Origin of the sequence: Pseudomonas sp. MUP55 (assembly GCF_034043515.1) — a bacterium.
In the GTDB taxonomy this organism is placed as follows: Bacteria; Pseudomonadota; Gammaproteobacteria; order Pseudomonadales; family Pseudomonadaceae; genus Aquipseudomonas.
Genome location: NZ_CP138214.1, coordinates 4,456,056 through 4,469,003, shown reverse-complemented (window position 1 = coordinate 4,469,003; position 12,948 = coordinate 4,456,056). Strand labels below are relative to the sequence as shown.

Genomic DNA, 12,948 nt, shown 5'->3' with positions numbered 1-12,948 from the left:
ATGGTGAATGTTGATTTCTAGTCTTTGACTAGTTCGTTCTTTAAAAATTTGGGTATGTGATAGAAAGATAGACTGAACGTTACTTTCACTGGTAACGGATCAGGCTAAGGTAAAATTTGTGAGTTCTCTTAATCGAGAAATTCGAATTTTCGGCGAATGTTGTCTTCACAGTATAACCAGATTGCTTGGGGTTATATGGTCAAGTGAAGAAGCGCATACGGTGGATGCCTTGGCAGTCAGAGGCGATGAAAGACGTGGTAGCCTGCGAAAAGCTTCGGGGAGTCGGCAAACAGACTTTGATCCGGAGATGTCTGAATGGGGGAACCCAGCCATCATAAGATGGTTACCTTACACTGAATACATAGGTGTATGGAGCGAACCAGGGGAACTGAAACATCTAAGTACCCTGAGGAAAAGAAATCAACCGAGATTCCCTTAGTAGTGGCGAGCGAACGGGGACTAGCCCTTAAGTGGCTTTGAGATTAGCGGAACGCTCTGGAAAGTGCGGCCATAGTGGGTGATAGCCCTGTACGCGAAAATCTCTTAGTCATGAAATCGAGTAGGACGGAGCACGAGAAACTTTGTCTGAATATGGGGGGACCATCCTCCAAGGCTAAATACTACTGACTGACCGATAGTGAACTAGTACCGTGAGGGAAAGGCGAAAAGAACCCCGGAGAGGGGAGTGAAATAGATCCTGAAACCGTATGCGTACAAGCAGTGGGAGCCCACTTTGTTGGGTGACTGCGTACCTTTTGTATAATGGGTCAGCGACTTATTTTCAGTGGCGAGCTTAACCGAATAGGGGAGGCGTAGCGAAAGCGAGTCTTAATAGGGCGTCTAGTCGCTGGGAATAGACCCGAAACCGGGCGATCTATCCATGGGCAGGTTGAAGGTTGGGTAACACTAACTGGAGGACCGAACCGACTACCGTTGAAAAGTTAGCGGATGACCTGTGGATCGGAGTGAAAGGCTAATCAAGCTCGGAGATAGCTGGTTCTCCTCGAAAGCTATTTAGGTAGCGCCTCATGTATCACTGTAGGGGGTAGAGCACTGTTTCGGCTAGGGGGTCATCCCGACTTACCAAACCGATGCAAACTCCGAATACCTACAAGTGCCGAGCATGGGAGACACACGGCGGGTGCTAACGTCCGTCGTGAAAAGGGAAACAACCCAGACCGTCAGCTAAGGTCCCAAAGTTATGGTTAAGTGGGAAACGATGTGGGAAGGCTTAGACAGCTAGGAGGTTGGCTTAGAAGCAGCCACCCTTTAAAGAAAGCGTAATAGCTCACTAGTCGAGTCGGCCTGCGCGGAAGATGTAACGGGGCTCAAACCATACACCGAAGCTACGGGTATCACGTAAGTGATGCGGTAGAGGAGCGTTCTGTAAGCCTGTGAAGGTGAGTTGAGAAGCTTGCTGGAGGTATCAGAAGTGCGAATGCTGACATGAGTAACGACAATGGGTGTGAAAAACACCCACGCCGAAAGACCAAGGTTTCCTGCGCAACGTTAATCGACGCAGGGTTAGTCGGTCCCTAAGGCGAGGCTGAAAAGCGTAGTCGATGGAAAACAGGTTAATATTCCTGTACTTCTGGTTATTGCGATGGAGGGACGGAGAAGGCTAGGCCAGCTTGGCGTTGGTTGTCCAAGTTTAAGGTGGTAGGCTGGAATCTTAGGTAAATCCGGGATTCTAAGGCCGAGAGCTGATGACGAGTCGTCTTTTAGACGACGAAGTGGTTGATGCCATGCTTCCAAGAAAAGCTTCTAAGCTTCAGGTAACCAGGAACCGTACCCCAAACCGACACAGGTGGTTGGGTAGAGAATACCAAGGCGCTTGAGAGAACTCGGGTGAAGGAACTAGGCAAAATGGCACCGTAACTTCGGGAGAAGGTGCGCCGGTGAGGGTGAAGGACTTGCTCCGTAAGCTCATGCCGGTCGAAGATACCAGGCCGCTGCGACTGTTTATTAAAAACACAGCACTCTGCAAACACGAAAGTGGACGTATAGGGTGTGACGCCTGCCCGGTGCCGGAAGGTTAATTGATGGGGTTAGCTAACGCGAAGCTCTTGATCGAAGCCCCGGTAAACGGCGGCCGTAACTATAACGGTCCTAAGGTAGCGAAATTCCTTGTCGGGTAAGTTCCGACCTGCACGAATGGCGTAACGATGGCGGCGCTGTCTCCACCCGAGACTCAGTGAAATTGAAATCGCTGTGAAGATGCAGTGTATCCGCGGCTAGACGGAAAGACCCCGTGAACCTTTACTATAGCTTTGCACTGGACTTTGAATTTGCTTGTGTAGGATAGGTGGGAGGCTTTGAAGCGTGGACGCCAGTCTGCGTGGAGCCATCCTTGAAATACCACCCTGGCAACTTTGAGGTTCTAACTCAGGTCCGTTATCCGGATCGAGGACAGTGTATGGTGGGTAGTTTGACTGGGGCGGTCTCCTCCTAAAGAGTAACGGAGGAGTACGAAGGTGCGCTCAGACCGGTCGGAAATCGGTCGTAGAGTATAAAGGCAAAAGCGCGCTTGACTGCGAGACAGACACGTCGAGCAGGTACGAAAGTAGGTCTTAGTGATCCGGTGGTTCTGTATGGAAGGGCCATCGCTCAACGGATAAAAGGTACTCCGGGGATAACAGGCTGATACCGCCCAAGAGTTCATATCGACGGCGGTGTTTGGCACCTCGATGTCGGCTCATCACATCCTGGGGCTGAAGCCGGTCCCAAGGGTATGGCTGTTCGCCATTTAAAGTGGTACGCGAGCTGGGTTTAGAACGTCGTGAGACAGTTCGGTCCCTATCTGCCGTGGACGTTTGAGATTTGAGAGGGGCTGCTCCTAGTACGAGAGGACCGGAGTGGACGAACCTCTGGTGTTCCGGTTGTCACGCCAGTGGCATTGCCGGGTAGCTATGTTCGGAATAGATAACCGCTGAAAGCATCTAAGCGGGAAACTAGCCTCAAGATGAGATCTCACTGGAACCTTGAGTTCCCTGAAGGGCCGTCGAAGACTACGACGTTGATAGGTTGGGTGTGTAAGCGCTGTGAGGCGTTGAGCTAACCAATACTAATTGCCCGTGAGGCTTGACCATATAACACCCAAGCAATTTGCGACTCGAGAGAGACCAGATTGCGGTGTGTGAAGACGAAATGAACCGAAAGTTCGACGCTTGCAAAACACCAAATTCTATTACATACCCAATTTGCTGAAGCGAGGCCAACTGGCCACGACTCAGTACCCGAATTTCTTGACGACCATAGAGCATTGGAACCACCTGATCCCATCCCGAACTCAGCAGTGAAACGATGCATCGCCGATGGTAGTGTGGGGTTTCCCCATGTGAGAGTAGGTCATCGTCAAGATTAAATTCCAGAACCCCTGTTTGCTAACGCAGACAGGGGTTTTGTTTTGGGCGGTCGAAAATCCCCATGCTCTTGAGTTCGCCGACGCTGATGCAGAGCTTACAGGCATGTTCAGCATCCTGTGGACCGCTCTATTCAGGCCTTTTATGGTCGATTTCCAAACACCAGTCGAACCTTGCGGATGTTCAAGGTTCACAGGTGGTGCGCTGCATATTTATCTCTGGCTCTATGTACCTCAAAGGCACGCATGCAGCGTCTGAGCTGTTAAGCAAAATAATCCCGGTAATGGCTCATGTCGCCTGTCCGGACCTGACCACTGCGGACTATCATTCCGATAGTCCTGTCCCCTCACTGCAAGGAGCCGCTCGGAACGCCGATGCGCCAGATCTGGAAATCTTTTCGAGCCCTTTATTTCGCCTCCTTGATGATGCTGATCGGCTCCGGCCTGCTCAGTACTTACCTGGCCTTGCGCCTGGCGGCCGACCATGTCGACAGTCTGTGGGTCGGTGCGCTGATGGCGGCCAACTACTTTGGTCTGGTGCTGGGCGGCAAGATCGGCCACCGTTTGATCGCCCGTGTCGGGCATATACGTGCTTACGCTACCTGCGCCGGGATCGTCGGCGCGGCTGTGTTGGGGCATGGCTTGATCGATTGGCTGCCCGCGTGGATCGTACTGCGGATAATCGTTGGCCTGGGGATGATGTGCCAGTACATGGTTATCGAGAGCTGGCTCAACGAGCAGGCGGATGCCAAGCAGCGGGGGGTCGTGTTCAGCGGCTATATGATCGCCTCCTACCTCGGCCTGGTGCTCGGCCAGTTGATACTGGTCATGCACCCCCACCTGGGCCTTGAGCTGTTGATGCTGGTCGCGCTGTGCTTTGCCCTGTGCCTGGTACCGGTAGCCATGACCCGACGCATTCACCCGGCGCCATTACACCCTGCGCCGATGGAGCCGCGTTTCTTTATCAAGCGTGTGCCACAGTCTCTCAGCACGGTGCTGGGAGCTGGCCTCATTGTCGGCTCGTTCTACGGCTTGGCGCCGCTCTATGCGTCCCAGCAGGGGCTGACGACCGAGCAGGTCGGTCTGTTCATGGGTTCCTGTATTTTCGCTGGCCTGCTCGTGCAGTGGCCGTTGGGCTGGTTGTCGGACCGCTATGACCGCGCACTGCTGATTCGCTGCTTTGCCTTTTGCCTGGCGGTGGCGGCGTTGCCCTTGGCGATCATGACCAGCGTGCCTTTGGAAGTGCTGTTCGTGGCAGGTTTTCTGTGTTCACTCGTGCAGTTTTGTCTTTACCCACTGGCGGTGGCGTTTTCCAACGACCATGTGGAAGGTGACCGCAGGGTGTCGCTGACCGCTATGTTGCTGGTGACTTACGGGGTGGGTGCCAGTATCGGGCCGCTCTTGGCGGGCGTGGTCATGAAGCTGTTCGGCAGCCAGATGCTGTACGCATTTTTCAGTCTATGTGCGTTGATCCTGGTATGGCGTATTCGGCCGAAGGCCGTGACTAACCTGCATCAGGTCGACGACGCGCCGCTGCATCACGTAGCAATGCCAGACAGCATGTCCAGTTCGCCGTTGGTGGCTGCACTGGATCCGCGGGTGGATGAACAGGTGGTACAGGAACAGATGCAGGACACGGTTCCTGATCCCGATCCTGAGCCTGAACCAGCGGTTCAGGAGCCGGCTGCGCAGGCTCCCTCAGAGCCTATAGACCCGGACGAACATCCCCATGACCTGAGCAGGGCGCGCCCCTGAACGAAAAAACGGGCAGATCCCTCAGGATCTGCCCGTTTTTTTTACATCCGCGTTTCAAGGCTTACAGATCGTCATCCTTGTCGAAGCGTCGAGCTTCGCGCTGCAGTTGATACACAAAACGCTCCACTTGGCGCTGCACCAGGCCGCTCATGTTATGGAAGCGCACGCCCGCAAAGGTTGTGTTGATCCTGTCTTCGAAATGCAGATAGCGCAGCTCCACAGCGGTGGTCATGCTGCCGAACGGCAGCGCGGCGATAAAGCGGTCATACACCTGGCCCAACTGCAGGCGTTCGGAGATATCCCCTTCAAAGCGCAATTTGCACCCGGTGGCCGAGATGTCCAGCAGCTTGCCGCTGAGCGGTGCCTTGAGCTTCTCGCCACCCAGTTCAATGTTCACCAACTGCGCCAGCTTCAATGCAGCGCGGAACGCATCACGACGCTGATGGTAGACCACTTCGCCGGGCATGCTGCCAGTGTAGATGCGGTGGCCGTCTTTTTCGCTGATGTTCAGCGTGCCGTTACTGTCCCAGGCAACCCGTACCCCATCATGGAAACCCTCGATGCGGAAGGGTTCGCCATTTTCCAGATAACGTTCACCATCACGCGGAATCATCTCGTCCAGGGTCAGTGTCTTGCTGTCCCGATCGATGTCCACAAGATAGCTTTGGAAGCGTTGGCTGCGTTCGTGGAAAGTGATGATCAGCGGATCATGGCTGTCCTGGAGCATCCGCAGCGTGCTGGCGATTTCCAGAGGCGTGGTGAGGACCTTCGGTGGCTGCGGTGCATCTTCCGCATTAGGGGCGTTGAACACGGTTGTTCCATCTCCAGGCAAAATACGACTACACGCAAGAACCGGCATTTTGCCAGTATGTAGCGCACCTTGGATAGGTCGCGCTGTAAACCGGCGTCAGGCTTGGCTGCGGGTGCTTGGCTTGACCAGGCGCGAAGTGGAACCCTGGGCGTTATAGAGCGCCGGAGGCTCGCCGCCATGAAGAATGCGTAACTGGTTGGCAGTGGTGGCTTGCTGAAGCTGGATCGACTGGCCGTTGAGCAGGTTGGCTTCCTGGCATTGAGCGAGCAGTTGATTGAGCGCTTTGCTTTGCGCCAGTAACTGTTCGCCGACCGAGGAATGGCTCGCCAGCTGTGCCAGGCCGTCGTGATCGGCGGGCAAGCCCAGGCTGGTCAGGATCTCGCTGCGTTTCTTGCCGTGCTGTTCGAGCAGCACAATCAGCGACTGTTTGCGCGCCAGTATTTCTTCGAGCAAAGGCATATCCCGGCCATACAGTGCCAGGGACTCTTCTTTAAGCAGCTCGAGCAATTGTTGCGTCGGCGCCAGATCATCAATGATCAGTTCAAGCAAATGTTCGTCGTGGTGCATGGCTGGCCTTGGGTGTTAAGCGTCCAGAAGCCCAGCGAAGGCCTTTGCCTAGCGCTCGGCTTCGAAGTTAAGCAGCTTGCTGGCTACACGGTTGCTGTCGACTGTGTAAGTGCCGTCGGCGATTGCCTGTTTCAATTCGGCCACGCGGGCTTTATTGACGATCGGTTGATCGCGCAGCGAGTCAGTGACTTTCTGCAACTGTTGAGCCTCATTGCTCAGGTGTACCGATTCCCCACTCGGGCTCGCGCTTGCCTGCTCTGCCTTCACGGGCTGAGACTTGGCTTCTACGCTTTCCTTGGCACCGTTGGTGCGCGTGGCGCCCGGTAGGGGCTGGTTGCTGTTCAAACGATTGAAATCAATGACCATGATAAAAAACCTCTGGGTATTTGGACGCTTGCCATGTTTTCGGCCATACCCGGACAAACTTTAGCCGCGAGTGACAATTAACTCGCAAGGCTCGGCATCCAACCCACAGTGTAGGAAAAGCGGGCAACTGATTCCAGTCATCTATAGCGCCACCTCCACTTGGCCAGGCGCCGTCACCCGCGCCTTGATCACGCGGTTCGAGTTGAGGTTCTTCACCCGTATCTGTTCGCTCATGCCACCGTTGGACAGCGCTTCCCCCGGCATTTTTACGTTCAGCCCGCCGCTGCTGGCGGAAATCACCACCTGGTCACCCTTGCGAATCACTTCAGCCTGCTCCAGATGAACCAGCGTGATGACCTGATCGGTGACCATTGGTCGGGTAAGCCGCTGCCCGATCGCCTGGTCCAGGGAGGTAAGGTAACCCTGGTTGATCAAGCTGATATCCCGTTCACGCAACGCAACATCGTCATAGCCAATAATGCCGGTGCGCTTCAATGGTCGCGCTACCACAACAACGTCGCGGAACAATTTGACCTGGGCCGGCACGAACACGGTCCAGGGAGACGCGCCTTCGCAGCGTACTTTGACGGTTACGCGGCCGATGGGCTGGGCCGGGCTTTCCAGGGTGGCTGTCAATTCCTTGTCACACATGGGCATGCGCAGGCGCGGGTCCAGCTGGTTGACCTGAATCTCATAGCGTCCAGGTGTCTGTGTGGACTCCAGATAATCTTCTACAGTGAATTCAAGAAAGCCCTGGGTGACGCCGATAAGGAGATCAGGCAGGGTGACGTTGTCGGCGCGAGCCGCGACGCCCACGCCCCAGACAAGCAGCGCCATCGCGGCGCAGAGCAGTCTGCGGTACTTTGGGCGGCAAGGGCGTCGGGAAACTGTCGTTTTAATATCCATAGCCAACCAAATAGCAAAGCTCGTGCCGTTTAGTGTTGGGTACGCATCGTACCTCTGGGATTTAGGAGTCTGGGCATGGCAGGTGTAATGGATTCAGTAAACCAGCGCACACAGCTGGTAGGGCAGAATCGCCTGGAGTTGTTGCTTTTCCGCCTGGACGGCAAGCAGCTGTACGGCATCAACGTGTTTAAAGTGCGTGAAGTGTTGCAGTGTCCCAAGTTGACGATCATGCCTAAATCCAGTCCGGTGGTGTGCGGCGTCGCCAATATCCGTGGCGCGACCATTCCGATTCTTGACTTGGCAATGGCCACTGGCTCCTCTGGTTTGCAGGACCGTCAGAGCCCGTTCGTGATCATTACCGAGTACAACACCAAGACCCAGGGGTTCCTGGTGCGCTCGGTGGAACGTATCGTCAATATGAACTGGGAAGAGATCCACCCGCCACCCAAGGGCACCGGGCGCGATCACTACCTGACGGCCGTGACGCGCGTGGACAATCAACTGGTGGAAATCATTGACGTGGAGAAAATCCTCGCCGAAGTCGCACCGACCTCGGAGACCATTTCGGTCGGCGTGGTGGATGCCGAGACGGCGCACAAGGCGGTGTCCCTGCGCGTGTTGACCGTGGACGACTCCTCTGTCGCTCGCAAGCAGGTCACGCGTTGCCTGCAAACCGTCGGTGTCGATGTCGTTGCCCTCAATGACGGACGTCAGGCCTTGGATTACCTGCGCAAGCTGGTGGATGAAGGCAAGAAACCGGAAGAAGAATTCCTGATGATGATTTCCGACATCGAGATGCCGGAAATGGATGGCTACACCCTCACGGCTGAGATACGCAGCGATCCACGCATGCAAAAATTACATATCATCCTGCATACTTCGTTGTCGGGGGTATTCAATCAGGCAATGGTCAAGAAGGTCGGCGCAGATGACTTCCTGGCTAAATTCCGGCCTGATGACCTCGCATCCCGGGTAGTTGACCGGATCAAGGCAGCAGATCACGGCTAGGGGGATTTTCCCTCCTGGCGGTCACACGATTTAAGAGGCGGTATCATTGTCTACGGGTAATTTGGATTTCGAACAGTTCCGGGTCTTCCTGGAAAAGGCCTGTGGCATATTGCTTGGTGAAAACAAGCAATACCTGGTATCCAGCCGCCTCAACAAGCTGATGGAACAGCAGGGCATCAAGTCCCTGGGTGAGTTGGTCCAGCGGATCCAGGGGCAGCCGCGCAGTGGGCTCAAGGAGATGGTGGTCGATGCCATGACCACCAACGAAACCCTGTGGTTTCGTGATACCTATCCTTTTGAGGTGCTCAAGAACAAGGTGCTGCCCGAAGCCATCAAGGCCAGCCCGGGCCAGCGCCTGCGTATCTGGTCGGCCGCGTGCTCGTCGGGTCAGGAACCGTATTCGATCTCGATGTCCATCGACGAGTTCGAACGGACGAACATGGGTCAGTTGAAGGCCGGCGCGCAGATTGTGGCGACGGACTTGTCGGGCACCATGCTCACCAACTGCAAGACCGGTGAGTACGACAGCCTGGCGCTGGGCCGAGGTTTGTCCCAGGAGCGGCTGCAACGCTACTTTGACCCCAAAGGGGCAGGGCGTTGGGCGATCAAGGCGCCAATCAAGAACCGCGTGGAGTTCCGCTCGTTCAACCTGCTCGACAGCTACGCCAGCCTGGGCAAGTTCGACATGGTGTTCTGCCGCAACGTGCTGATTTATTTCTCCGCCGAAGTGAAGAAAGACATCCTGTTGCGTATCCATGGCACGCTCAAGCGTGGCGGCTATTTGTTCCTCGGTGCTTCCGAGGCACTGAACGGCCTGCCTGATCATTTCCAGATGGTGCAGTGCAGTCCTGGGATCATCTACCAGGCCAAATAAGCAATACGCAGTCAAAAATGTGGGAGGGGGCTTGCCCCCGATAGCAGTGTATCAGTGATAGGAACATCAACTGAACTACCGCTATCGGGAGCAAGCCCCCTCCCACAATCGTATCTACGGCAAAGTTGAAGAAAGCGGCAACTCCCGATTGCCGCTTTACTGGCGCCAGGCGGAAATGGCTTGCCGCTTTTCTGGCATTGCCGCAAGCCTTCTCCCCCGCAAGCCCCTGATATACGGGGCTCCAAAAGATTGGCATGCACCTTGCTATAGCCCTGTTAACGAACAGCAGGTCAGCCTAAAGGTTTCCGCCATGAGCATCAGCTTCGATAAAGCGCTCGGTATCCACGAACAAGCCCTGGGCTTTCGCGCCCAGCGTGCCGAAGTCCTGGCCAACAACATTGCCAACGCCGACACCCCGAACTACAAGGCTCGGGATCTGGACTTCTCCGCCGTGCTCGCCGCGCAGCAGGACAAGACCAAGAACGGCACCTTCGCCTTGAACATGACCAACAGCCGTCATATCGAAGCGCAAGGCCTGAGCAGTGGTGACGAGTCGCTGCTGTATCGCACGCCGATGCAGCCGTCGATCGACCAGAACACCGTCGATGCTCAACTGGAACAATCGAACTACGCCGAAAACTCGGTGAACTTCCAGGCCAGCTTTACCCTGCTCAACAGCAAATTCAAAGGGCTGATGTCAGCCCTGCGTGGAGAGTAAGCCATGTCCCTGTCCAGTGTTTTCAATATTGCCGGCAGTGGCATGAGCGCGCAGACCACGCGCTTGAACACCGTCGCCAGTAACATCGCCAACGCCGAGACCGTGTCTTCGAGCATTGACCAGACTTACCGTGCCCGTCACCCGGTATTTGCCACCATGTTCCAGGGCGGCCAGAGCGGCGGCAGTGATTCGCTGTTCCAGAACCAGGATGCCGCTGGCCAGGGCGTGCAGGTGCTGGGTGTGGTTGAAGACCAGAGCAACCTTGAAGCGCGCTACGAACCCAACCATCCGGCTGCGAACGAAAAGGGTTATGTCTACTACCCCAACGTCAACGTGGTCGAGGAAATGGCCGACATGATTTCCGCCAGTCGCTCGTTCCAGACCAACGCGGAAATGATGAACACCGCCAAAACCATGATGCAGAAGGTCCTGACCCTGGGTCAGTGATAAGGGGCGCCAAATAATGGCCATCGTTGATACATCCAACAATACGGCTGTCCAGGACCTGTTCAACTCCAAGGTCAAGGACGCGTCGAACAATGTAGCGAATGTTTCCAAAGCCGCCACCGGCAACCAGGCCTTGGGCAAGGATGCATTCCTGCAATTGCTGGTGACCCAGCTGAAAAACCAGAACCCGCTGTCGCCACAGGACAACGGTGCGTTCGTGGCCCAGCTGGCGCAGTTCAGCAGCCTGGAAGGCATCAACACTCTGAACGACTCGGTGAATAACATCTCGAGCAACTTCAGCTCTTCCCAGGCGCTGCAGGCTTCATCGCTGGTGGGGCGTTCGATCATCACTCAGACCGACAAGGCGCTGGTCGATACCAGCAAGAGCATGACCGGTTCGGTGGCGGTGACGGCGGCGACGGGCAACGTCTCGATCAAGATCACCGACAAAGACGGCAATGTGGTGCGCACCCTTGATATGGGCGCCCAGAGCGCAGGTTCTTCGGACTTTATCTGGGATGGCAAGAACGACAAGGGAGAGGTCGCCCCAGCGGGCACTTACACCTTCGCGGCCTCCACCAAAAACGACAAGGGCGACGCGGTTGCCCTCGCTACTTCGCTGCCGGCAACGGTGACCAGCGTAACGCTGAGCAAGACCGGCGGCGAAATGCTGCTCAACCTTGCGGGCGGCATGGGCAGCGTCAAGCTGTCGCAAATCCAGACTATCGGTACATAGAGCCGGCTAGATACGGCAGAGGGAGAGAAACATGTCTTTTAATATCGGCCTTAGCGGCCTCTATGCGGCCAACAAACAACTGGACGTGACCGGCAACAACATCGCCAACGTCGCGACCACGGGCTTCAAGTCGTCTCGTGCGGAGTTCGCCGACATCTACGCGGCGTCCAAACTGGGCACTGGCCAGAACAGCATCGGTAACGGCGTGAACCTGGCGGCGGTGTCCCAGCAATTCACCCAGGGTGACGTTAACGGCAGCGGCGGTATCTTGGACATGGCGATCCAGGGTGGTGGCTTCTTCGTCCAGAAGGGCAGCGACGGTTCGCTGGAATACACCCGCAGCGGTGCCTTCCGTGCCGACAAGGACGGCTACATCACCAACAACACCGGTACCTCGCGTCTGCAAGGTTATGCGGCGGATGATGACGGCAAGATCATCAAGGGCGGTCTCACCGACCTGCAACTGAACCTGACTAACCTGCCGCCCAAGGCATCCACCAAGGTTGACTCCACCAGTAACCTGAACTCCTCGGAGCCGGTGATCGACCAAACGGCCAAGCCGTTCGATCCCACCAAGACCGACACCTTCACCACCCAGTACAGCACCACCTTGTACGATACCCAGGGCAACGCGCACCCGATGGTGCAGTACCTGGTGAAAACCGACGGCAACAAGTGGAATGCCTACACCTTGATCGACGGTCGCAATCCTGACGGTTCCTCGCCGACCGGTACCCCGTCGACCCCGCCTGTCGCCTCGACATTAACCTTCGATGGCGCCGGCAAGCTCACCAGCGTAGTCACCGGTGGCGTATCCGACAAAACGCTCACCGTGACAGGCTGGGTGCCGGGCACCGTGACCGATGGTGTGTGGAAGGCCAATGGCGCGAATGCCAACCCGACGGGGATTGCCGTCAACATGGCCAACATTACCCAATACAATTCGGCCACCTACCGTAACCCTCCGGTTACCGATGGCTATGCCACCGGCCAGATCACCGGCCTGAAGATCGACGGCAGCGGCGTGCTGTTCGCCACGTTCAGCAACCAGCAGAGCAAGGCCATCGGCCAGATTTCGCTGGCCAGCTTCAACAACGAACAGGGTCTGCAGCCCGCTGGCAGCACCACCTGGAAAGAGACCTTCGCGTCGGGTCAGCCTGGTTACGACACCCCGCAAGCCGGCACCCTGGGTTCGATCGTGGCTAACTCGCTGGAAAACTCCAACGTCAACCTGACCAATGAGCTGGTGGACCTGATCAAGGCCCAGAGCAACTACCAGGCGAACGCCAAGACGATTTCCACCCAGAGCACCATCATGCAGACCATCATTCAGATGACCTGATGCGTCAGCGCTGTACAGAAAGCCCCTCGTAAGAGGGGCTTTTTTGTGGGCGTAGGA

Annotated in this window: 11 protein-coding genes and 2 rRNA genes; 9 read left to right on the top strand and 4 right to left on the bottom strand. The window is 56.1% G+C overall.

Annotated features, from left to right (window positions below; translation table 11 throughout):
• Positions 1-197 precede the first annotated feature (197 nt).
• The 3 genes from SC318_RS20070 (at position 198) to SC318_RS20060 (ending at position 5,116) form a co-directional block, all read left to right on the top strand.
• Positions 198-3,089, top strand: a 23S ribosomal RNA gene (locus SC318_RS20070).
• Positions 3,090-3,244: 155 nt separating this feature from the next.
• Positions 3,245-3,360 (top strand): 5S ribosomal RNA (gene rrf / locus SC318_RS20065).
• 376 nt (positions 3,361-3,736) lie between these two features.
• Complete coding sequence (locus SC318_RS20060) at positions 3,737-5,116, top strand: MFS transporter (RefSeq protein WP_320428192.1); 1,380 nt, start codon at positions 3,737-3,739, stop codon at positions 5,114-5,116.
• 61 nt (positions 5,117-5,177) lie between these two features.
• Here SC318_RS20060 and SC318_RS20055 read toward each other — a convergent pair whose 3' ends face one another.
• From SC318_RS20055 to flgA, 4 genes are all read right to left on the bottom strand, one after another.
• Entirely contained in the window at positions 5,178-5,927 is a 750-nt protein-coding gene (locus SC318_RS20055) for a flagellar brake protein (RefSeq protein WP_320428191.1), read from the bottom strand.
• Between the two features lie 96 nt (positions 5,928-6,023).
• Positions 6,024-6,494 carry a flagellar protein FlgN gene (locus tag SC318_RS20050; protein ID WP_320428190.1) on the bottom strand — a complete coding sequence of 157 codons (471 nt, stop codon included), beginning with the start codon at positions 6,492-6,494 and terminating at the stop codon, positions 6,024-6,026.
• 48 nt (positions 6,495-6,542) lie between these two features.
• Positions 6,543-6,860, bottom strand: coding sequence for a flagellar biosynthesis anti-sigma factor FlgM (gene flgM / locus SC318_RS20045; RefSeq protein ID WP_320428189.1), 318 nt, complete (start codon positions 6,858-6,860; stop codon positions 6,543-6,545).
• Positions 6,861-7,001: 141 nt separating this feature from the next.
• Entirely contained in the window at positions 7,002-7,766 is a 765-nt protein-coding gene (flgA, locus tag SC318_RS20040; protein WP_320428188.1) for a flagellar basal body P-ring formation chaperone FlgA, read from the bottom strand.
• A 75-nt stretch (positions 7,767-7,841) separates the two neighbouring features.
• Between flgA and SC318_RS20035 the strand changes: the two genes are divergently transcribed.
• The 6 genes from SC318_RS20035 (at position 7,842) to flgE (ending at position 12,891) form a co-directional block, all read left to right on the top strand.
• Positions 7,842-8,774: a chemotaxis protein CheV gene (locus SC318_RS20035; protein ID WP_124387831.1), complete on the top strand. Its 933-nt coding sequence runs from the start codon at positions 7,842-7,844 to the stop codon at positions 8,772-8,774.
• Between the two features lie 46 nt (positions 8,775-8,820).
• Positions 8,821-9,648 carry a protein-glutamate O-methyltransferase CheR gene (cheR, locus tag SC318_RS20030; RefSeq protein ID WP_014719581.1) on the top strand — a complete coding sequence of 276 codons (828 nt, stop codon included), beginning with the start codon at positions 8,821-8,823 and terminating at the stop codon, positions 9,646-9,648.
• A gap of 310 nt (positions 9,649-9,958) precedes the next feature.
• The gene (gene flgB, locus SC318_RS20025; RefSeq protein WP_057726450.1) at positions 9,959-10,366 is read left to right on the top strand and encodes a flagellar basal body rod protein FlgB; all 408 of its coding nucleotides are present in this window, start codon (positions 9,959-9,961) and stop codon (positions 10,364-10,366) included.
• Positions 10,367-10,369: 3 nt separating this feature from the next.
• A complete protein-coding gene (gene flgC, locus SC318_RS20020; protein WP_024076985.1) occupies positions 10,370-10,813 on the top strand; it encodes a flagellar basal body rod protein FlgC in 444 nt (147 codons plus the stop codon).
• Between the two features lie 16 nt (positions 10,814-10,829).
• On the top strand, positions 10,830-11,549 hold the full coding sequence (flgD, locus tag SC318_RS20015) for a flagellar hook assembly protein FlgD (RefSeq protein WP_065951071.1): 720 nt from the start codon (positions 10,830-10,832) through the stop codon (positions 11,547-11,549).
• Positions 11,550-11,580: 31 nt separating this feature from the next.
• Entirely contained in the window at positions 11,581-12,891 is a 1,311-nt protein-coding gene (flgE, locus tag SC318_RS20010; protein WP_320428187.1) for a flagellar hook protein FlgE, read from the top strand.
• Positions 12,892-12,948: the final 57 nt, after the last annotated feature.

What these genes read in the sequence shown, in the direction of transcription:
- SC318_RS20060 (WP_320428192.1), top strand. Translation starts at nt 3,737, where the DNA reads ATGCGCCAGATCTGGAAATCTTTTCGAGCCCTTTATTTCGCCTCCTTG.
- SC318_RS20050 (WP_320428190.1), bottom strand. Translation starts at nt 6,494, where the DNA reads ATGCACCACGACGAACATTTGCTTGAACTGATCATTGATGATCTGGCG.
- flgM (WP_320428189.1), bottom strand. Translation starts at nt 6,860, where the DNA reads ATGGTCATTGATTTCAATCGTTTGAACAGCAACCAGCCCCTACCGGGC.
- flgA (WP_320428188.1), bottom strand. Translation starts at nt 7,766, where the DNA reads ATGGATATTAAAACGACAGTTTCCCGACGCCCTTGCCGCCCAAAGTAC.
- SC318_RS20035 (WP_124387831.1), top strand. Translation starts at nt 7,842, where the DNA reads ATGGCAGGTGTAATGGATTCAGTAAACCAGCGCACACAGCTGGTAGGG.
- flgB (WP_057726450.1), top strand. Translation starts at nt 9,959, where the DNA reads ATGAGCATCAGCTTCGATAAAGCGCTCGGTATCCACGAACAAGCCCTG.
- flgC (WP_024076985.1), top strand. Translation starts at nt 10,370, where the DNA reads ATGTCCCTGTCCAGTGTTTTCAATATTGCCGGCAGTGGCATGAGCGCG.
- flgD (WP_065951071.1), top strand. Translation starts at nt 10,830, where the DNA reads ATGGCCATCGTTGATACATCCAACAATACGGCTGTCCAGGACCTGTTC.
- flgE (WP_320428187.1), top strand. Translation starts at nt 11,581, where the DNA reads ATGTCTTTTAATATCGGCCTTAGCGGCCTCTATGCGGCCAACAAACAA.